General features: G+C 58.8%; 15 protein-coding genes. 7 read left to right on the plus strand and 8 right to left on the minus strand.

Features of this window, described 5'->3' with window-relative positions; genetic code table 11:
- Positions 1–90 precede the first annotated feature (90 nt).
- Positions 91–2070: a DNA primase gene (gene dnaG / locus AC1ROR_RS08285; protein ID WP_080835303.1), complete on the minus strand. Its 1980-nt coding sequence runs from the start codon at positions 2068–2070 to the stop codon at positions 91–93.
- Between the two features lie 174 nt (positions 2071–2244).
- On the opposite strand from dnaG, the gene AC1ROR_RS08290 reads away from it, so the two are divergent.
- Both AC1ROR_RS08290 and AC1ROR_RS08295 read left to right on the plus strand, forming a co-directional pair.
- Positions 2245–2538, plus strand: coding sequence for a BrnT family toxin (locus AC1ROR_RS08290; RefSeq protein WP_080835306.1), 294 nt, complete (start codon positions 2245–2247; stop codon positions 2536–2538).
- Positions 2501–2830: a BrnA antitoxin family protein gene (locus AC1ROR_RS08295; RefSeq protein WP_080835309.1), complete on the plus strand. Its 330-nt coding sequence runs from the start codon at positions 2501–2503 to the stop codon at positions 2828–2830. The genes AC1ROR_RS08290 and AC1ROR_RS08295 overlap by 38 nt, the downstream gene beginning before the upstream one ends.
- Before the next feature lie 284 nt (positions 2831–3114).
- Here the strand turns inward: AC1ROR_RS08295 and AC1ROR_RS08300 are convergent, their stop codons facing one another.
- Complete coding sequence (locus AC1ROR_RS08300; RefSeq protein ID WP_035220719.1) at positions 3115–3567, minus strand: GatB/YqeY domain-containing protein; 453 nt, start codon at positions 3565–3567, stop codon at positions 3115–3117.
- 335 nt (positions 3568–3902) lie between these two features.
- Between AC1ROR_RS08300 and carA the strand changes: the two genes are divergently transcribed.
- Positions 3903–5108: a glutamine-hydrolyzing carbamoyl-phosphate synthase small subunit gene (gene carA, locus AC1ROR_RS08305; RefSeq protein ID WP_498589103.1), complete on the plus strand. Its 1206-nt coding sequence runs from the start codon at positions 3903–3905 to the stop codon at positions 5106–5108.
- A gap of 100 nt (positions 5109–5208) precedes the next feature.
- On the opposite strand, the gene AC1ROR_RS08310 is transcribed toward carA, so the two are convergent.
- Complete coding sequence (locus tag AC1ROR_RS08310; protein ID WP_080835315.1) at positions 5209–6606, minus strand: MATE family efflux transporter; 1398 nt, start codon at positions 6604–6606, stop codon at positions 5209–5211.
- Positions 6607–6945: 339 nt separating this feature from the next.
- Between AC1ROR_RS08310 and mcpU the strand changes: the two genes are divergently transcribed.
- Complete coding sequence (gene mcpU / locus AC1ROR_RS08315; RefSeq protein ID WP_498589104.1) at positions 6946–9036, plus strand: methyl-accepting chemotaxis protein McpU; 2091 nt, start codon at positions 6946–6948, stop codon at positions 9034–9036.
- A gap of 284 nt (positions 9037–9320) precedes the next feature.
- A complete protein-coding gene (locus AC1ROR_RS08320) occupies positions 9321–9800 on the plus strand; it encodes a DUF2938 domain-containing protein (RefSeq protein ID WP_498589105.1) in 480 nt (159 codons plus the stop codon).
- Between the two features lie 37 nt (positions 9801–9837).
- On the opposite strand, the gene ypfJ is transcribed toward AC1ROR_RS08320, so the two are convergent.
- Positions 9838–10767 carry a KPN_02809 family neutral zinc metallopeptidase gene (ypfJ, locus tag AC1ROR_RS08325; protein ID WP_498589106.1) on the minus strand — a complete coding sequence of 310 codons (930 nt, stop codon included), beginning with the start codon at positions 10765–10767 and terminating at the stop codon, positions 9838–9840.
- A gap of 98 nt (positions 10768–10865) precedes the next feature.
- Positions 10866–11354 carry a DUF2306 domain-containing protein gene (locus tag AC1ROR_RS08330; RefSeq protein WP_498589107.1) on the minus strand — a complete coding sequence of 163 codons (489 nt, stop codon included), beginning with the start codon at positions 11352–11354 and terminating at the stop codon, positions 10866–10868.
- A 49-nt stretch (positions 11355–11403) separates the two neighbouring features.
- On the opposite strand from AC1ROR_RS08330, the gene AC1ROR_RS08335 reads away from it, so the two are divergent.
- Positions 11404–12258, plus strand: coding sequence for a LytTR family DNA-binding domain-containing protein (locus AC1ROR_RS08335; RefSeq protein ID WP_498589108.1), 855 nt, complete (start codon positions 11404–11406; stop codon positions 12256–12258).
- Between the two features lie 157 nt (positions 12259–12415).
- Entirely contained in the window at positions 12416–15904 is a 3489-nt protein-coding gene (gene carB / locus AC1ROR_RS08340; RefSeq protein WP_080836763.1) for a carbamoyl-phosphate synthase large subunit, read from the plus strand.
- A gap of 105 nt (positions 15905–16009) precedes the next feature.
- Here the strand turns inward: carB and AC1ROR_RS08345 are convergent, their stop codons facing one another.
- The 3 genes from AC1ROR_RS08345 to AC1ROR_RS08355 form a co-directional block, all read right to left on the minus strand.
- Positions 16010–17149, minus strand: coding sequence for a GGDEF domain-containing protein (locus tag AC1ROR_RS08345; RefSeq protein ID WP_035220278.1), 1140 nt, complete (start codon positions 17147–17149; stop codon positions 16010–16012).
- 146 nt (positions 17150–17295) lie between these two features.
- Positions 17296–18744, minus strand: coding sequence for a UdgX family uracil-DNA binding protein (locus AC1ROR_RS08350; protein ID WP_498589109.1), 1449 nt, complete (start codon positions 18742–18744; stop codon positions 17296–17298).
- Positions 18744–19976: a putative DNA modification/repair radical SAM protein gene (locus AC1ROR_RS08355; protein ID WP_498589110.1), complete on the minus strand. Its 1233-nt coding sequence runs from the start codon at positions 19974–19976 to the stop codon at positions 18744–18746. The genes AC1ROR_RS08350 and AC1ROR_RS08355 overlap by 1 nt, the downstream gene beginning before the upstream one ends.
- Between the last annotated feature and the right edge of the window lie 151 nt (positions 19977–20127).

Consider the following 20127-nt stretch of genomic DNA (forward strand, 5'->3'; position numbering starts at 1 on the left):
ATTTTGCGGGTTATCACCAGACTACCCCCTATTTAGGACGCCTGCCGCAAAAGGCAACCCCACACGCCTTTCAATTATTCCCGGCCGCCCCTACCCATGGCCGAAGGCAGGCCCCTTCACCCGCCCGGACATGACCCCGAAACCGTCGATAATCGCCTCCTGATTTTCCATGCGGCCGATTTCAAGCTGAACTTCGGCCAGCGCCCGCACCAGAAGTGTGCCGTCCCCTTTTCCTTCTATAATCTCTCTTTCAAGTTCACGCTCGAGTTCACGCTTCTGCTGGAGCAATGATTTTGTTCTTTTATGAAGCGAAAGGGCCTGTACATATCCTTCGCGAGCGTCCTCCATGGCAGCCTGCTCCGTGGCAGTCCAGAGCCGAGCATTGCGCACCTGCTGATCCATTGCCTTCAAGAGAGCCTCGAAACCGTGCTGAGACAGACGCTCTAAAAGGCCTTTCCGCGATATATCTGCCGCACATTCTGCAGCATAAGTCAGCACTGAGGACCAAAGCCGCTGTAAATCGCGGTTTTGGTAGTCAATGGCAGCGATCTCATCATATTCTTCGAGCAACAATTCGGGATGATTGACGATGGTAATAGCAAGCACACTCTCCCTGAGCGAAGGGGTGGTCAAATAGCCTTTAACAAGACCGGAACGCGCCAGTCGCTCATAATTGTTGCCTGGAGGCGCCGACATCGCCCCACCCCGCTCCGACGCATTGCGCTGGAAGCCCCGCCCGGCTCCCTGTCCGCCATCGCGACGGAAGTTACCGCCCTGCTGAAAACGCGGCTGGAAGAAGCCGTTCAACCTGTCGCGCATATCCTGCTGGTAAAAACGCCGCACCGCCTCGTCACCGATGACGGCAACGATCTGTCGCAGGCGGCTTTCAAGCTGGGCGCGCTTTTCCGGCGTATCAAAGGTGACGCCGGCGGTCTCCCGGCTCCAGATCATCGCGGCGAGCGGCTTTGCTTCCGAAAGCACCCGGTCAAACGGCGCGCGCCCCTCCAGCCGCACGAGATCGTCCGGGTCCTTGCCGTCAGGCAGAAGCGCGAAGCTCACCGAACGGTCCGGCTTGATATGCGGCAGAGCCAGATCCGCCGCGCGGTTGGCGGCGCGAATGCCGGCGCCATCGCCATCAAAGCAGAGGATCGGCTGTGGCGACATCTTCCAGAGGAGGTCGAGCTGGCTTTCCGTCAGCGCCGTGCCGAGCGGCGCAACGGCATTTTCAACGCCCGCCTGATAGAGCGCGATGACATCCATATAGCCTTCAACGGCAATGACAGCGCCGCCGGCCGCCTGCGAGGCACGCCGGGCACGGGCGAAATTGTAGAGAACATTGCCCTTGTGAAAAAGCTCGGTCTCGTTGGAATTCAGATATTTCGCCACCGCATCCGCCGCCATGGCGCGGCCGCCAAAGGCGATCACCTTTTCGCGTGACGACAGGATCGGGAACATGATGCGGTCGCGAAAGCGGTCGTAGGAGACGGGCACATTTTCATGCACCACCAGCCCGCAGGCTTCCATCTGTTCCCGCGACACGCCCTTGCCTGCCAGGTGCTCCTTGAGCGCATTGCGGCTATCAGGCGCAAAACCGAGCCGGAAGGTCTCGATGGTGCGCCCGGTCAACCCACGATCACGCAGATAGGCCCGCGCCCGCGCGCCAAGCGCCGTCTGCAGCTGGTCCTGAAAGAACAGCGTCGCCATTTCCATGACGTCCTGAAGCGAGGTGCGCTCACGCTCACGCTTTTCCGCCTGCGGATCGGGCTGCGGCATCGCGATGCCGGCCATGTCGGCGACCTGCTGCACAGCCTCTGGAAAACTCAGTCCTTCGAGTTCGGTCAGAAACCGGAAATGATCGCCGGAAACACCGCAGCCAAAGCAATGATAGCGCCCCTTGCGGTCCTCACAATGGAAACTGGGACTTTTCTCGCCGTGGAACGGGCAGCAGGCCCAATAATCACCGCGTGACGTATTCGTCTTCTTCTTGTCCCAGGACACACGTCGGCCAATCACATCGGAGATGTGCACGCGGTCGCGTATCTCATCGAGAAAAGAATTGGAAAAGCGCATGGGTTACCCGTTTGAGGCCAGTCTTTCATATAAGCGCAGAACGGCCGCAATACAAAATGGATAGGTAAAGAATACCCACTATTCACAGGCGGCGTTGACATTAATGTATATACAGACGAATATACGCGAGCCGTACATGAGTGCCTTTGAACTGGAATCGGTTTCAGGCGGCTCATGGACATTGTGACGAGAGATTTCATTTCCTTTGAATGGGATGAAAACAAGCGGCTGAGTAACATTCAGAAGCACGGTATCGACTTTCCGAGGGCGGCAAGAGCGCTTTCGCAACCGCATCTGGAAAGTCGCTCCGATCAAAACGGAGAGAGTCGCATTCTGGCGATATGCCCGGAAACAGACGATCTGATCGCAATCATCTATACGATGCGGGGAGATATCTGCCGGATCATATCAGCGCGGGCGACGAGGAAAAATGAGCGAAGAACGTATCGTCAGATATTCTCTGGATGAGATCCGGGAAAAGATCGCCAAGGGCGAAGATCGAACCGACTGGGCGCGTGTCGATGCCATGACCGACGAGGATATCGAACGCGCCACACGCGACGATCCGGACTGGGCAGGCTTCGACGATATCGACTGGTCGAAGGCTGAAGTCGTTTTTCCCACAGCCAAACAATCCATTTCCATCCGCGTTGATCAGGATGTGGTGGACTTCTTCAAGTCCACCGGCAAAGGCTATCAGACACGCATGAATGCGGTCCTGCGCCATTATGTGCATGAACAGAAAAAGCGGCAGGGCTGAAGGCAGCAAATCGCCATTGCGCCTGCTTCCGGCAAATTTGTGGCAGTGCACCATCACCAAAAATTATGTTTTTGTAATTTGAGCCGCCCGCTGCGGCAATGTAAAAACATACCTGAAGGCAGCACTTGATCTCCGCATAAATCTGCCGACGCCCACAGGCACGTCCCCCGAAAAAAGCCTGTGAAGGACCGCATTTTGATCCGCCGGAATGCGCATTCGTCGGCAGAAAAAAGGCAGGGTAGCCATGGCTACCCTGCCTTTACTTTTTCCAACCCGGAAGAAACCTACTTCAGCAAATCCTTGACGACGCCTGAAGCCTTCGCAAAGTCGATCTGGCCGGGATAGCGCTCCTTCAGCGCATTCATGCACTTGCCCATATCGCGCAGGCCGGAGGCGCCGGTCTCGGCGATGACGGCCTGGCACAATTCGCGCACCTTCTCGGCCGGGATTTCCTCCGGCATGAATTCCTTGATGATGACGATTTCCTCACGCTCCTGCGCGGCAAGCTCAGGGCGGCTGGCACCGTCATAGATGGCGGCGGATTCTTCCCGCTGCTTTACCATCTTCGTCAGAATCTGCATGATATCTTCATCGCTGACAGGGTCCTTGCCCACGCCGCGATTGGCGATATCACGATCCTTGATGGCCGTCTGGATGAGGCGCACGGTCGATGTACGCCGGGCGTCACGAGCCTTCAGCGCCTCTTTCAAAGTATTTGCGAATACATCGCGCAGCATTTCTTTTTCTCCTTGGGAAAGCGCATTCCGCAGCTTCTTCATACGGAAACTTTCCACCTTATTTTTCGCAACGACATAAACGAGCAAACCCGCTCAAGCAAATCAAATGCATAAGCCCTTGAATGTACGAAGGTTTAATTCCGCGTAAATCTTGAGCCTGCGGTTGACCGCTTGGGCAGCTTTCGTTATTTTCCGGCACCTGCACGAGATTTTAACGAAGGGTCGGAACGCGAGTTTATCGCGCGCCCCTTTATGTCACGAAGCCTGCGACAAAAATGGCCCCTTACCCCCTGCCTTTCAAGAGGCGGGGTGCGAAGCGGCAGAAACGGAACGAGATGACCGAGACAGCGCCCTGGACTACCCGCAAACCGACCGCAATGCTTGTTCTTGCCGATGGCACAGTGATCGAGGGCACAGGCATTGGCGCAACCGGCAAGGTACAGGCCGAAGTCTGTTTCAACACGGCGCTGACAGGTTACGAGGAAATCCTCACCGATCCCTCCTATCTCGGCCAGATCGTCACCTTCACCTTCCCGCATATCGGCAATGTCGGCACAAACGAGGAAGACATTGAAGACCTGACCCCCGCCGCCCGCCGCGGCGCCGTCGGCGTCATCTTCAAGGCCGACATCACCGACCCGTCGAACTTCCGCGCCGTCAAGCATCTGGACGCCTGGCTGAAGGCCCGCGGCGTCATCGGCCTTTGCGGCATCGACACGCGCGCGCTGACGGCATGGATCCGCGAAAACGGCGCGCCGAACGCAGTGATCGCCCATGACCCGAACGGCGTCTTCGACATCGAGGCGCTGAAGGCGGAAGCGAGAGCATGGAGCGGCCTCGTCGGCCTCGATCTCGCCATCGAAGCAACCTCCGGTCAGTCCTCCACCTGGACGGAAACGCCGTGGGTCTGGAACAAGGGCTACGGCACGCTCGGCGAAGCCGATGCGAAGTACCACGTCGTCTGCGTGGATTTCGGCGTCAAGCGCAACATCCTGCGCCTCTTCGCCGGTCTCGATTGCAAGGTAACTGTGGTTCCGGCCCAGACTTCGGCCGAAGACATTCTGGCGCTGAAGCCGGATGGCGTGTTCCTCTCCAACGGCCCGGGAGACCCGGCCGCGACAGGCGAATATGCCGTGCCGGTTATCCAGAACCTCATCAAGAGTGAGCTGCCGATCTTCGGTATCTGCCTTGGTCACCAGATGCTCGGCCTCGCCGTCGGCGCAAAGACCGAAAAGATGCACCAGGGCCATCACGGCGCCAACCACCCGGTCAAGGACTTCACCACCGGCAAGGTGGAAATCGTCTCGATGAACCACGGTTTCGCTGTTGATACCAAGTCGCTGCCGGAAGGCGTCGAAGAAACCCACATCTCGCTGTTCGATGGCACCAATTGCGGCCTGCGCATCATCGGCAAGCCGGTCTTCTCCGTCCAGCACCACCCGGAAGCATCGCCCGGCCCGCAGGACAGCCACTACCTCTTCCGCCGCTTCGTCAACCTGCTGCGCGAGAGACAAGGCGAGGCAGCGCTCGCCGAGCGCTGATATGCCGTTCCCATACTCCACGTCATCCTCGGGCTTGACCCGAGGATCCATCGAGACCGGGATGACCATAATTACATGTAAGAACCATCACGGCCCGCTATCAGCGGGCCGTTCGCATTTCACGCTTCACCAGAATGACGAAACGCACGGTCAAGAGAACCGCCGCCGTTGAAAGGCCGATCACGAAACCGAACCAGACGCCGCGCCCGCCAAAGCCGAGCGGAAAGGCCATGGTCCAGGCAAGCGCCAGCCCGATCGGCCAATAGGAAATCAGCGCCAGCATCGCCGGAATGCGCGCATCCTTCAATCCCCGCAGCAAGCCTGCCGTCACCGCCTGAATGCCATCGACCAACTGGAAGATGCCGGCGATCACCACCAGGCTGCTGGCATAAGCAAGCACTTCCGCCGCTTCCGGCAATTTCGCATCAAGGAACCATTTCGCCAGGAATTCCGGAACCGCCGCAAACAGGATGCCGCCGCAAACCGCAATGCCGCACGCAATCGCGTAGACCATGATGGAAGCACGAACGAGGTTTTTGAAATCGCCCTGGCCGCGCGCTATTCCCACCCGAACGGTTGCGGCCTGCGCCAGACCAAGCGGGATCATGAAGGCGATGGACGCAAGCTGCAGGGCGATGCCGTGCGCCGCCAGCTGCACCGTGCCGATCTGCCCCATCAGAATGGAAGCGGCGGCAAACAGCGTCACTTCGGCAAGGATGGTGATGCCGATCGGCAGGCCGAGGCGCAGCACTTCGAACAGCGCATGCCAGTCCGGCCGCCAGAAGCGCACGAACAGCTCGTATTTCTTCGTTTCCTCACGCGTCTGCACGTAAGCGACAATGAAGATAAAGCTGAAGGCATTGACGATGACGGCAACGACGGCAGCACCATTCATGCCCATTGCCGGCAATCCGAAATGGCCGAATACCAGCGCATAGGCGAGCACGCCATTCATCAACAACATGATGATGGTGACATAAAGAATGATGCCCGCACGGCCGATGGCACTGACAAGTCCGCGCAGCACATAGAAAAGCAGCGCCGGCAGAAGGCCGAATTTGGCGATGGCGAGATAGTGGCCGGTCAGCGCCGCGACATCAGGGTTCTGCCCGAGATAGATCAGGATGCGCTCGGCATTGAAGAATATCGGCAAAGCGAGCACCCAATAGGCGATCGCCACCCACATGCCCATGCGCAGCGAGCGGCGGGCCGCCGTCGCATCCCCCTGCCCGTAGGCCTGCGCCACCATCGGCACCACGGCCACGGAAAATCCCGAGCCGAAAATGAAAACGACGAAGAAGAACTGCCCGGCCAGCACCATGGCCGCGAGCTTTTCGGCACCCAGCTGGCCGACGATGACCATGTCAGTGGTATGGATACCAAGCTGCGCGAGCTGCGCACCGATAAGCGGAATTCCCAGCGCAAGCGTAGCCCTGAAATGCGAAAGCCACGACCCCGATCCGGTGGGAACGGTTTCTGCAACAACCGACGAAGACATTGTAATTCACCTGAATTTTGGCCGTTGCCCGCGAATTGCGCAACGGCAGCAGGTCGATGAATAAAATATTCCCCTCCTGCACGCAACCTTTGCGGATCAATGATCAAAATTTACGCAAATGACCGTCCTGGGTGCGACTTCCGTTCAAGATCGGCCGAAACAGCATGACATAAAACAAATTTAGCCGAATTTTACCATTTCACTTTACCCATTAGAACATCGCGAAGTTCTTTAAAATCATAAGCTGCATGATGCAGAATATTCCCGCCATTGAGGCATGTCTTTCCCATCATTTTCCAAGATGAACCGAACGGGCATCTGGTTCCAAGGACGTGTAGCTTGCCAAAAAAAACCAATCTCATGACGCGCATTCTGTTTGCGGCGTCGTCGCTTGTCGTCGCCGCCTTTGCAGGCTTTTCTTTCTACATCGATAGCCTCCAGCATCGGGTGACGACGGAAGCCGTGGCGGAAAACATTGATTCCTCCGGCAAACAGGCCGCCCAGAGCATCGCCAACTGGCTGAACGGCCGCATCATGCTGACCGACACGGTGGCAAAAACGCTTGCCAAGCTTTCCGATGACGACGCCAAGGTACAGTTCCTGCAGAACGATGTTCTGACGGCACAATTCATGTCCACCTATTTCGGCAATGCCGAAACCGGCAGCTTCACGACCTTCCCGAAATTGCCGCTGCCGGAAGGTTATGACCCGCGCAAGCGCCCCTGGTATCTGGATGCCGTCAAGGCCGGCAAGCCTGTGCTGACCGAACCCTATAGCGATGCCTCGACCGGCGGCCTCATCATCACCGCCGCCATTCCCGTTTCCATCGACGGCAAACTGGCCGGCGTTACCGGCAGCGACTTCTCGCTGGAATCGCTGGTCAACATGATCAAATCGGTCGATGCCGGCACGGATGGATATGCATTCCTCGTCAGCAAGGAGGGCAAGATCCTTATTCACCCCGATCCGAAATTTGTCGACAAGCCGATTACCGATCTCTTCAAGGTCGACACACCGGCGATTTCCTCGGCAATTTCGCAGACGGAGATCGACGGCAAGGGCAAGATCACCAGCTTCATCCCGGTCGCCGGCCTGCCTTCGGTCGACTGGTATCTCGGTTTCGTGGTCGATTCCGATGTCGCCTACAGCGCAATCGGCCAGTTCCGTCTGGCGGCAACCATAGCCACCATTCTCGCTGCCGCCATCATGATCGGCCTGCTAGCCACCGTGCTCAGCCGTTTCATCGTTCGCCCGGTCACGCAGATGACCGCCGCAATGGAAGGCCTTGCGGCCGGCAATCTCAACGTCACCATTCCCGGCCAGGAACGCACCGACCAGATCGGCTCAATGGCCGCGGCGGTCGCCGTATTCAGATCGAACGCCACGGAGCGTCTGCGCCTCGAAGGTGACGCCGAACAGAACCGCACGCTTTCCGAACAGGAACGCAACGACCGCGAAAGGCTGGCGGCGAAAGACGCGGCAGACATCCAGTTCGCGGTCGATTCGCTCGCCAAGGGGCTGGCGCATCTTTCGAACGGCGATCTCAACTACCGCATCGACACGCCTTTCGTGACCCGCATCGACCGGCTGCGCGATGATTTCAACAATTCCGTCGCCAAGCTCAATGTTGCCTTGAGCACCGTTGGCCAGAATGCGCGGGCGATTGATGCCGGTGCGGGAGAAATCCGCCAGTCCGCCGACGATCTGGCGCGGCGCACCGAGCAGCAGGCAGCCTCCGTGGAGGAGACGGCAGCGGCCCTTGAGGAAATCACCACGACAGTCAAGGATTCCGCCCGCCGTGCCGAAGAAGTCGGTCGTCTGGTTGATCGTGCACGCAACAATGCCGAACAGTCCGGCATCATCGTCGAAGACGCCGTTCGCGCCATGGAAGGCATCGAAAAATCATCCTCCGAGATCAGCAACATCATCGGCGTGATCGACGAGATCGCCTTCCAGACCAACCTTCTGGCGCTGAATGCCGGTGTGGAAGCCGCCCGCGCCGGTGAGGCCGGCAAGGGTTTTGCCGTCGTCGCCCAGGAAGTGCGCGAGCTTGCCCAGCGCTCCGCCAATGCGGCCAAGGAGATCAAGACGCTGATCAACGCCTCGACGTCGCAGGTGCAGTCCGGTGTCGATCTCGTCGGCAATGCCGGCAAGGCGCTGGAAACCATCGTCCGCGAAGTGCAGGAGATCAACCGCCACATCGACGCCATCGTGACGTCGTCGCGCGAACAGTCAACCGGCCTTCAGGAAATCAACACCGCTATCAACACCATCGATCAGGGCACGCAGCAGAATGCCGCCATGGTCGAGGAACAGACGGCGGCAAGCCATGGGCTGGCCTCGGAAGCGGCGGCGCTGAACGATCTGCTCGCGCAGTTCCAGCTCGCCACGGCAACGCGGCGGCAGGCTGAATATGGGCGCGCTGCTTGAGGTGAGAATAGCTCACAGGCGAGACCTACAGACTCCGTCACCCCGGACTTGATCCGGGGTCCACGATCAAGTCCTTGATCGCAAAAGACTCTCCTCACGGCGCAGACGCGCCGTGGCTGGATGCCGGATCAAGTCCGGCATGACGAAGAGAGGTTTCCGCACTTTTCCGCAATATGATGGCCGGAGCGATCCGGCCATTTTTCTTGCCCATCCCGCCAATAGCCTGTTCCCGCCACCGGCACGATCCGATAGAGCTTGATCGATCATGATTTGCGGAGGGATCCATGCTGGAACTGATTTGGCGCGGCATTGCCATGGGCATTGGCGGCACCGTGTTTATGGATATATGGGCGATCGTGCTGCACCGGTTTTTCGGTCAGTCCGCCCCGAACTGGGCGCCGGTCGGCCGCTGGTTCTGGCATGTGCCAAAGGGCACGATATTTCACGACAGCATCGCCGCGGCCGCACCCTACGAACACGAACTGGCACTTGGCTGGATTTCACACTATGCCGTCGGCATTCTCTACGGCGTGGTTCTCGCCCTGATCGTGCCGGCCTCTTGGTTTTCCGAGCCATCCTTCATCCAGCCATGGATCGTCGGCATCGTCACGGTCGGTGCAGGCTGGTTCCTGCTGCAGCCGGGCCTTGGCATCGGCTGGGCAGCATCGAAGACGCCCAATCCCACCAAGGTTCGTGTCCTCAACCTCGCTGCCCACACGGTCTTTGCGATCGGCATGTATGCCGTGGCGCTTTTGCTGCGTTGAATAAAAAAGGGGGCTGAAAGCCCCCTCTTCCGTCTGCTCACATATTTGCCGAGAAGGTGTCGCAATCCTCGACACGGCCGCTCTGGAAACCGCGCTTGAACCATTCCATGCGCTGCGCCGAGGTGCCATGGTTGAAACTATCCGGCACCACATAGCCTTGAGTCTGCTTTTGCAGGGTGTCGTCGCCGATCTGGTGGGCGGCATTGAGCGCTTCCTCGAGGTCACCGGTTTCCAGAATACCCTTCTGTTCGGTGAACTTGCCCCAGATGCCGGCATAACAATCCGCCTGAAGCTCCACACGCACGGACATCTTGTTCGCATCCACCTGGCTCATCGACTGGCGGCGGCGGTTGAACTCCGGCAGGACGCCGGTCAGGTTCTGGATGTGATGGCCCACCTCATGCGCAATCACATAGGCCTGCGCGAAATCGCCGGCTGCACCGAAACGCTGGTCCAATTCCTTGAAGAAGCTGGTGTCGAGATAAACCTTGCGGTCTCCCGGGCAATAGAACGGGCCGCTGGCGGCCGAAGCATAACCGCAGGCCGACGATACCTGGCCCGAAAACAGCACCAGCGTCGGTTTCTGATAGGTTTCGCCAGCGGACTGGAAAATGCCGCTCCAGGTATCTTCGGTCTCGGCCAGAACAGTGCGCACGAAAGCCGTCGTTTCATCGGACGACTGACCCTGCGGACGGGTGCCGGACTGCTGGGTGCCAGATTGCTGCGAGGTGCCGCCATCCAATGAAATATCGCCGCCGGAAAGCAGCGTCAGCGGGTTGATGCCGAGCACCCAGCTGATCAGGAGAATGACCAGAATACCGCCGATGCCAATACCGCCACCGCGACGCCCGATCGGCACGCGCATTCCACCCCGGGAAAAAGGATCGTTACCCGAAGGCCCCGATCCCGCTGACATGCCGCGCCGGTCCTCGATATTGTCCGACTGGCGACGCCCTCTCCATTCCATGCTCTTCTCCCGGCGTATATCGCCTCAACAAGCTGCCTTATAACGGCACTATAATACATCTTGTTCCGGAAGAAAGCAGAGGCGGCAAATGGAGTCTTTCATACGGTTCTGCGTCTTTGCCTCAACACTGTCAGAAACAGGAAGGCGAAGACGAGTGCGACGGCGGAAAGAGCCGCAAGACCGGCTTTCCCGTCGCCGAACGCAACCTCATGCATGATGCGTCCGGGAACGAAGGTGAAGCCGCCGGCAATCACGATACCACCGAGATAAACGCTCTGCATGATGCGCATATGGCGTGCGATATCACCACGGCGCGCGAAATAGACCGATTGCAGGCAGCCATATATGGTGAAAATGGAAAGCAGGTGGATCGGGCTAAAACCGTAAAACATCCGCAATTCATGAACGAAGAAGGTCGAAACGGACGTTACGATCATCAACGCCACCCAGATCTTGCCCAGCAGCCGGTGAACGGCGGTGCCCTTGGGGCGAAGAAAAACAAAGGCCCCGAGAAACGCTGCGGGCACAACGGTCAGGACATGGAATTGCACGGCGAGCGGTGCATCTAACAAAGGCTGGAGTGACATGGGTTTACTGTTCTGGCCTGGTTGAAATCACCGGCAATTTCGGCAAAACATGCGCGAAAGAAAAACCGATTGGCGTCAATCGCAGGAAAACTTCGTGGATCACCCTTATCTGCAATCCACGCTTCGTGAAATGCACGCCGTCCTGCAATCCCGCAGGCTGTGGCTGACATTTCTTGCCATATTGGCGATCTTCATTCTGACCGGACCTTTCGGGACCAGCGAAACCATGAGCTTCGCTGACCGGCTGCTTTACTGGACGATCGTTCAAACCGGCGCCTGGGCAATCGCCATAGCCTTTTCCATCATCGCCAATGCCGTCCTCGCGGGGAGTATCGAGAGTATGCTGACGCGAATGATGATCGGCTCGCTGCTCTCATCCCTACCGATCGGATTGTTGCTCGCCCTTACGAACCATGCCTTTTACGACAGGAACATCGGCTTCCTCGCCATACTGAGGGGCAGCCTCACCGCCTTGCCGCTCTGCGCGATCTTTTGTCTGCTGAGCTACCTCACTGCGCGTCAGGCTGTCGAAGCGGCAAAGGACATGGAGGAGGATGAAGACCGCGGCATAAAAAACACCGCACCGCTGCTGGAGCGGCTGTCGCCGCAAAAGCGTGGTGAATTGTTACGCCTTTCCGTGCAGGATCATTATACCGAAATCGTCACCACGCGCGGACGCCAGCTCGTTCTGTTACGCTTTGCCGATGCACTGCGGGAAATCGGCGATACGCAGGGCTTGCAGGTGCACCGTTCCCACTGGGTGGCCGATGCTGGTGTGGTCTCGCTGCTGAGAAAGACGGGACGTCTTTATGTAGTGATGCATGACGGTGCGGAAATTCCCGTCAGCCGCTCTTACAGCGCAGCGGTACAGGCCCGTTTTGCCGCCCTTGCCCCTGCCCGTTAAGAGTTTCTGTCGATTCCGGAATTTATGGGGTTCCGTTCTCAAAAACATTTGCCTATAAGCCGCTTCTAGCCTGAAAACATTTGAATTGCGCTCCCCGGCCGGTGATCTTCCACCCTGGCCGGTGTTTTGCGCAACCAAAAAGCGGAACGAGAGAGCCATGCCGAAGCGCCAAGATATCAAGTCCATCCTCATCATCGGCGCGGGACCGATCGTCATCGGTCAGGCATGTGAATTCGACTATTCCGGCACACAGGCCTGCAAGGCGCTGAAGGAAGAAGGGTACCGGGTCATCCTGGTCAACTCCAACCCGGCGACCATCATGACCGATCCGGGCCTTGCCGACGCAACCTATGTCGAGCCGATCACGCCTGAAGTCGTCGCCAAGATCATCGCCAAGGAACGTCCGGACGCACTGCTGCCGACCATGGGCGGCCAGACCGCGCTCAACACCGCGCTGTCTCTCAAGCGCATGGGCGTTCTCGACCGCTACAACGTCGAAATGATCGGCGCAAAGCCGGAAGCCATCGACATGGCCGAAGACCGCGCCCTCTTCCGCGAAGCCATGGCGCGCATCGGCCTCGAAACGCCGAAATCCATGCTGGCCAACGCCACCGAGATCAAGGACGCTGACCGCAAGAAACACGAAGCCGCCCGCACCGAGCTGAAGGGCAAGCTTTCCGGCCCCGATCTCGACAAGGCGCTGGACGATCTCGAAAACCAGTGGAACCTCGGCGAAACCGACCGCAAGCAGCGTTATATGGCCCATGCCATGGCAATCGCCGCCCAGGCCATCGATCACGTGGGGCTGCCGGCGATCATCCGCCCGTCGTTTACGCTTGGCGGCACCGGCGGCGGCATTGCCTATAACCGCTCTGAATTCTTCGACATCGTGTCGGGCGGCCTCGACGCCTCGCCGACCACGGAAGTGCTGGTCGAAGAATCGGTTCTCGGCTGGAAGGAATATGAGATGGAAGTCGTCCGCGACAAGGCGGACAATTGCATCATCATCTGCTCCATCGAAAACATCGACCCGATGGGTGTCCACACGGGCGACTCGATCACGGTTGCACCGGCGCTGACCTTGACCGACAAGGAATACCAGATCATGCGCAACGCCTCCATCGCGGTGCTGCGCGAGATCGGCGTTGAGACCGGCGGCTCGAACGTTCAGTTCGCCGTCAACCCGAAGGACGGCCGCCTCGTCGTCATCGAAATGAACCCGCGCGTCTCGCGCTCGTCCGCTCTCGCCTCCAAGGCAACAGGCTTCCCCATCGCTAAGATAGCCGCCAAGCTCGCCATCGGTTATACGCTGGATGAGCTGGAAAACGATATCACCGGCGGTGCGACACCTGCTTCATTCGAGCCTTCGATCGACTACGTCGTCACCAAGATCCCGCGTTTTGCCTTTGAGAAGTTCCCGGGCGCTTCGCCGATCCTCACCACCGCCATGAAGTCGGTCGGTGAAGTCATGGCCATCGGCCGCACCTTCGCCGAATCGCTGCAGAAGGCGCTGCGCGGCATGGAAACCGGCCTCACGGGTCTCGATGAAATCGAAATCCCCGGCTTTGAAGAAGGCGAAGGCTCCAAGAACGCCATCCGCGCCGCCATCGGCACGCCGACGCCGGACCGTCTGCGCATGGTCGCACAGGCGCTGCGCATGGGCATGACGGAAGAGGAAGTTCACGAGAACTCGAAGATCGATCCCTGGTTCATCGCCCAGTTCAAGGCCATCGTTGATACGGAAGCCCGCATTCGCGAACACGGCCTGCCGCAGGATGCGGAAAACCTGCGCATGCTGAAAGCCATGGGCTTCTCCGATGCCCGCCTCGCCAGCCTGACATCCAAGCGCCCGAAGGAAGTGGCCGAGCTGCGCAACAGCCTGAACGTTCGCCCGGTCTTCAAGCGCATCGACACCTGCGCGGCCGAATTCGCCTCGCCGACCGCTTACATGTATTCGACCTATGAAATTCCCTTCGTCGGCGCTGCCCGCTCGGAAGCGCAGGTTTCGGATCGCAAAAAGGTCGTCATCCTCGGCGGTGGCCCGAACCGTATCGGCCAGGGCATCGAGTTCGATTATTGCTGCTGCCACGCCGCCTTCGCGCTGAAGGATGCCGGCTTCGAAGCGATCATGATCAACTGCAACCCGGAAACCGTCTCCACCGACTACGACACCTCCGACCGCCTCTACTTCGAGCCGCTCACCGCCGAAGACGTAATCGAGATCATGCGCGCCGAGCAGGAAAAGGGCGAGCTTGTTGGCGTCATCGTGCAGTTTGGCGGCCAGACCCCGCTGAAGCTTGCCGAAGCACTGGAAAAGAACGGTATCCCGATCCTCGGCACTGCGCCTGACATGATCGACCTTGCCGAAGACCGCGACCGCTTCCAGAAGCTGCTGATGAAGCTTGATCTTGCCCAGCCGAACAACGGCATTGCCTATTCGGTCGAGCAGGCTCGCCTCGTCGCCTCCGAAATCGGCTTCCCGCTGGTCGTTCGCCCGTCTTACGTTCTGGGTGGCCGCGCCATGCAGATCATCCATTCGGAAGGCCAGCTCCAGACCTATCTGCTCGACACGGTTCCGGGCCTGGTGCCCGAGGACATCAAGCAGCGTTACCCGAACGACAAGACCGGCCAGATCAACACCCTGCTCGGCAAGAACCCGCTGCTGTTCGACAGCTACCTGACCAACGCCGTCGAGGTGGACGTCGATGCGCTGTGCGATGGCGAAAACGTCTTCGTTTCCGGCATCATGGAACACATCGAAGAAGCCGGTATCCATTCGGGCGACTCGGCCTGCTCGCTACCGTCCCGTTCGCTCAGCAAGGAAACCCTCGACGAACTGGAACGCCAGACGACTGCGCTTGCAAAGGCGCTCAATGTCGGCGGCCTGATGAACGTGCAATACGCCATCAAGGACGGCACGATCTACGTTCTCGAAGTCAACCCGCGTGCCTCGCGCACCGTGCCTTTCGTTGCGAAGACCATCGGCGCGCCGATTGCCAAGATCGCCGCCCGCGTCATGGCCGGCGAGAAGCTTGAGCCGGCGATTGCCGCCTATGGCCAGAAGCCTGATCCGCGCAACCTGAAGCACATCGCCGTCAAGGAAGCGGTCTTCCCCTTCGCCCGCTTCCCCGGCGTCGACATCCTGCTCGGACCGGAAATGCGCTCGACCGGCGAAGTCATCGGCCTCGACACGGATTTTGCGCTCGCCTTCGCCAAGAGCCAGCTCGGCGCCGGCGTCGACCTGCCGCGCTCCGGCACGGTCTTCGTCTCAGTGCGTGACGACGACAAGGAAGGTGTTCTGCCGGCCATCCGCATTCTGGTGGAGAGCGGTTTCAAGGTGCTGGCAACCGGCGGCACCCAGCGTTTCCTTGCCGAGCAGGGCGTGAATGCCGAAAAGATCAACAAGGTGCAGGAAGGCCGCCCGCATATTGAGGACGCTATCCGCAACCGTCAGGTCCAGCTCGTCATCAACACCACAGACAGCAACAAGGCGATTTCGGACAGCAAGTCGCTGCGTCGCGCAACGCTGATGCAGAAGGTGCCCTACTACACGACGATGGCCGGTGCGGAAGCCGCAGCCCTCGCCATCCAGGCGCTGAAGGCCGGCAATCTGGAAGTGAAGCCGCTGCAGAACTATTTCCAGTAAGGACAAGCGCGGAAGCCCCAAGGGGTTTCCGGCGCGGACATAACAAAACGCCGCGGGTCACCATGCCCGCGGCGTTTTGCTTTGATCATCGAAGACTGGCAGGCCTCACGCGGCCAGCGCCTCGCGAACGCAATTGCGTCCTTCTGTCTTGGCCCGATAGAGCGCGCGGTCCGCCATTTCCGCCAAAGTCTGGAGATCGCAGCCCATTTCGCCGGTGGTCGCAACGCCGATACTGATCGTCACGCCGACACGCAAACCGCCGCAATCGACCTCCGTTACGGAAACCGCATCGCGAATGCGTTCGCCGATCGTGCAGGCCTTGTGGACGCCGGCGCCCGGCAGGAAGATGATGAATTCCTCGCCGCCATAACGCGCCAGGACATCGCCGCCACGGATGCTGCCGCCGATGCGCTTCGCCACTTCCTGAAGAACGCTGTCACCAACGGCATGTCCGAAGCGGTCGTTGATCGACTTGAAGTGATCGATATCGAGCAGCATGGCCGCATCGGCAGGATCGGGCACCGCCGGCATGGTCTGGAAAAAGAAGCGCCGGTTCTTCACCCCTGTCAGTGGATCGGTATGCGCGAGAACCAGCAATTTCCGCTCGGACCGTTCGGCCACCAGCACCATTACGAACAGGGCAATGGCAAAGTTCAGCGTGATGATGAAGAAAAACGCATTGACCAGGTCGATGGTGGCATATTGGGGGAAAAGCACGCTCTTCACCACCGAAAGCGAAATCAGGCCGGAAATGCCGGAAATCGCGCCGAGCGCCAAACGGGACAGAAGCGGTTCCCTGCGCCACCGGGCAAAAAGCCCGCCTGACCCTGCAAGATAGGCCAGAGCTGCGCAGCCGTTGAACAACGCCGCGCGATAAACATTATTGTCCGCCACCTGCTGCGCGAGAACAATCGCCAGCAGGGCGATGAGACAGACCGCCACTATGGTCCGCTTGCTGGCAGAGCGTCCGTCGCTCAGGATTTTCAGGCCGAGCCAGATCAGCGCATAACCCACAATACCGAAGACGATACTGCCCAACTGCCACAGGACCGGCGACATGATGCCCCATTCGCCGTAACCGGCGAGCGTGGAGCCGATCGTCATGGAAGCAAAGCCGGCCGCCAGGGCAGCCGGTCCACGCAAACCGCGATTTGTGAGCTTCAGATAGATAAAACTCAGCAACCCAACGATGTAGGAACACTTCTGCATCAGTATGACGGTCGCAAGATCAAGTTCGCCTAGCATAATAGGTCCACGCATTGAATAAATAGAATAATTTCAATTATAATATTAAGTATAAAATTTCAATAAGAATAACAAATAATAAAAGGTAAGCTATAAATCGATTATCAATTGAACATAAATAATAATATGCGAATATAAGAAGAATTCTATTCGAATAGGCTTATGAACTCGATCTCCTTTTTGAACATCAGCATTTCCCGCTCTTTCTCCTGCGCATCGGGGAGCCGCAGGAGATAGGAGGGATGCACCGTGATAAAAAGCGTCCGCCCTTCCTGCATCGGTATCGGGCGACCCCGTATTTCCCATATCTTTTCCTTGCCGCCGGTCAGCGCATAAAGCGCCGTCGCACCCATGGCAACGACCAGCTTCGGTCGCACCAGCGCAATTTCGCGGTTGAGCCACCAGCGGCATTGCTCCACTTCACCAGCGTTCGGTCGCTGGTGAATGCGCCGTTTGCCGCGGGTTTCGTATTTGAAGTGTTTGACGGCGTTGGTGACATACAGCTTTTTGCGGTCAATGCCGGCTTCGGCCAGAACCCGGTCTAACAGCTGACCCGCGGGACCCACGAAAGGTTTTCCGGCAAGATCCTCATGATCACCAGGCTGTTCACCGACAATCATGACTGTCGCATCCTCCGGCCCCATGCCGAAAACCGTCTGGGTCGCCTTGCAATGCAGGGCACAGCGCGTGCATTGGCTGGCCTCCCGCGCCAGCGACGCCAGCGTACCGTCCGGCACCGGCTGCGGCATTTCCCGCGCCGAGGCGGCGGCCTGCAGGCGGTGGTGAAATGGCTGCGGCTGACTTGCCGCCTTCGCCGCCATCTCCAGCACCCGCGCCTCGGCACCCAGAACGAGACCGGGAATAAGGTCCGCTTCCGGTAAATTTTTCCAGTATTTCTTCGGCATCTCCGCCGTCATCGCCTTTATCTTCAGCCGCGCCGGATTGAATATATTGGCATAATAGGTTCGCCACAGCTCGTCCGTCTCATCCGTCAATTCCGGCTTCGGAAGCGCCTGCCGCGATGTATTGAGCACGTCTCCATCCCATTGTGCAGAGCCGTTCGGCGTCGCGATCAGCCAATCCATGTCGGTAAACCGCCGCTGGAAAAACGGGGCCGTTCGCTCGACGATGAAATGATCCGGCTCGAACCATGCCACGAAACGCCGCCGCCCGCCCTGCCCCTGTGGCAGGAGCAATTCCTTGAAACGGACGAAGGCCGTCATCTTGTGACAATCCCGGCGCACCGATTTCTCAAGCAGCCGAACCTCTGAAACATCCGGATCGGACTTGAACTGCAACAGGGCCCGATCGCGCTTCAGCCGCCACAGCAACCGGTAAAGCAGCGCGAAACGGCCCGGATCGCTGTGACAGATAATGGCTTGCGCCAAAGCCACGAAGGAGGCCGGAACGGACACTTGCGCGCCACGCGCACCCGGAACCGGCAACGCCTCTCCGGCAAAATCGAAAAGCCCGGCGCCGTCATTCCGCAGCTGCCAGTCAATCATGTCAGGCGGAATATCCGCGGCAAGCGCCGCACGGGCGGCATCCCGCCACTCGCCGAAGTCGCCCCGCCCTTCCAGAACCGTGCTGTACATCACAACAGCGACAATTGTTCGGGCTGGGGTGCAAACATCGCCCGCAAATCCGGCCGCTCGGTCAGCTTGCCAGGCGTCCAGCCTTCCGCCACGATAAAGGCCTTCACCTTTTTGAGGGAAACGCCAAAGCGGGCGATATCCTCCAGCCGCAACCGCCGGAAGCGGCGTGACGACAGGACTGAGGCCACGGTCTTGGTGCCGAAGCCGGGCACGCGCAGCAGCATTTCCCGATCCGCCACATTGACATCCACCGGAAAGCGCTCGCGATTTTTGAGCGCCCAGGCCAGCTTCGGGTCGATATCGAGATCGAGCATGCCATCGCCGCCGATCGCGGTTATCTCGCCAATATCGAAACCGTAAAAACGATAAAGCCAGTCCGCCTGGTAAAGACGGTGCTCCCGCATCAACGGCGGCTTGATGAGCGGCAGGCTCTTCGACGAATCGGGAATGGGGCTGAAGGCCGAATAATAGACGCGCCGCAAACCGTAACTGCCATAAAGCCGGGCGCTGGTGGAAAGAATGGTGCTGTCATCGGCTCCGTCAGCCCCCACGATCATTTGCGTGCTCTGCCCGGCGGGAGCAAAACGTATGGTCTTGCGTGTCCGGACGGTCGGCTCCCCCGCCTCCTCGATCTTCAACCGGATATCGGCCATCGAGCGGCGAATATTGGCGGGCTGCTTTTCCGGTGCGAAACGATTGACGCCGCTATCCGTCGGTAGTTCGATATTGATAGACAGCCTGTCAGCGTAAAGCCCCGCCTCCTCAATAAGCTTTGGCGATGCTTCGGGAATGGATTTCAGATGGATATAACCGCGAAACCCATGCGTAACGCGCAGTTCCCGCGCCACCCGCACCATCTCTTCCATCGTGTGATCGGAAGAGCGGATGATGCCGGAGGACAAAAACAGCCCCTCGATATAATTGCGTCGATAGAACTCCAGCGTCAGCCACACCACCTCCTCGGCGGTAAAGCGCGCCCGCTCGACATTGCTGGAAGAACGGTTGATGCAATAGGCGCAATCATAAATGCAGAAATTGGTGAGCAGGATTTTCAGCAACGAAATGCAGCGCCCGTCCGGCGCATAGGCATGGCAAATGCCAGACCCCTCTGTGGAACCAAGCCCACCGGACGCGGCAGAGTTGCGTTTCGTCGTGCCGCTGGAGGCGCAGGACGCATCGTATTTGGCCGCATCGGAAAGAATGGCCAGCCGTTGCCTGATTGACTTCTTCATGATTATGTTCACTATATGTTCTATTGAAAAATGTCAATCTTGTCGGTTAAGGCGCTGAATAAATGAAGAAATATTCCTGCCTCAAATTTGCTGGCATTTCGCTGTCGTCTTCTGATATAGTCGGCTCAGTTATGATTTTGGCATGGTTCCG

The organism is Agrobacterium sp. GW821-FHT14E08 (assembly GCF_058803865.1).

What these genes read in the sequence shown, in the direction of transcription:
- dnaG (WP_080835303.1), bottom strand. Translation starts at nt 2,070, where the DNA reads ATGCGCTTTTCCAATTCTTTTCTCGATGAGATACGCGACCGCGTGCAC.
- AC1ROR_RS08290 (WP_080835306.1), top strand. Translation starts at nt 2,245, where the DNA reads ATGGACATTGTGACGAGAGATTTCATTTCCTTTGAATGGGATGAAAAC.
- AC1ROR_RS08330 (WP_498589107.1), bottom strand. Translation starts at nt 11,354, where the DNA reads ATGTCACTCCAGCCTTTGTTAGATGCACCGCTCGCCGTGCAATTCCAT.
- AC1ROR_RS08335 (WP_498589108.1), top strand. Translation starts at nt 11,404, where the DNA reads ATGCGCGAAAGAAAAACCGATTGGCGTCAATCGCAGGAAAACTTCGTG.
- AC1ROR_RS08300 (WP_035220719.1), bottom strand. Translation starts at nt 3,567, where the DNA reads ATGCTGCGCGATGTATTCGCAAATACTTTGAAAGAGGCGCTGAAGGCT.
- AC1ROR_RS08355 (WP_498589110.1), bottom strand. Translation starts at nt 19,976, where the DNA reads ATGAAGAAGTCAATCAGGCAACGGCTGGCCATTCTTTCCGATGCGGCC.
- AC1ROR_RS08345 (WP_035220278.1), bottom strand. Translation starts at nt 17,149, where the DNA reads ATGCTAGGCGAACTTGATCTTGCGACCGTCATACTGATGCAGAAGTGT.
- carB (WP_080836763.1), top strand. Translation starts at nt 12,416, where the DNA reads ATGCCGAAGCGCCAAGATATCAAGTCCATCCTCATCATCGGCGCGGGA.
- AC1ROR_RS08310 (WP_080835315.1), bottom strand. Translation starts at nt 6,606, where the DNA reads ATGTCTTCGTCGGTTGTTGCAGAAACCGTTCCCACCGGATCGGGGTCG.
- AC1ROR_RS08295 (WP_080835309.1), top strand. Translation starts at nt 2,501, where the DNA reads ATGAGCGAAGAACGTATCGTCAGATATTCTCTGGATGAGATCCGGGAA.
- ypfJ (WP_498589106.1), bottom strand. Translation starts at nt 10,767, where the DNA reads ATGGAATGGAGAGGGCGTCGCCAGTCGGACAATATCGAGGACCGGCGC.
- AC1ROR_RS08320 (WP_498589105.1), top strand. Translation starts at nt 9,321, where the DNA reads ATGCTGGAACTGATTTGGCGCGGCATTGCCATGGGCATTGGCGGCACC.
- carA (WP_498589103.1), top strand. Translation starts at nt 3,903, where the DNA reads ATGACCGAGACAGCGCCCTGGACTACCCGCAAACCGACCGCAATGCTT.
- AC1ROR_RS08350 (WP_498589109.1), bottom strand. Translation starts at nt 18,744, where the DNA reads ATGTACAGCACGGTTCTGGAAGGGCGGGGCGACTTCGGCGAGTGGCGG.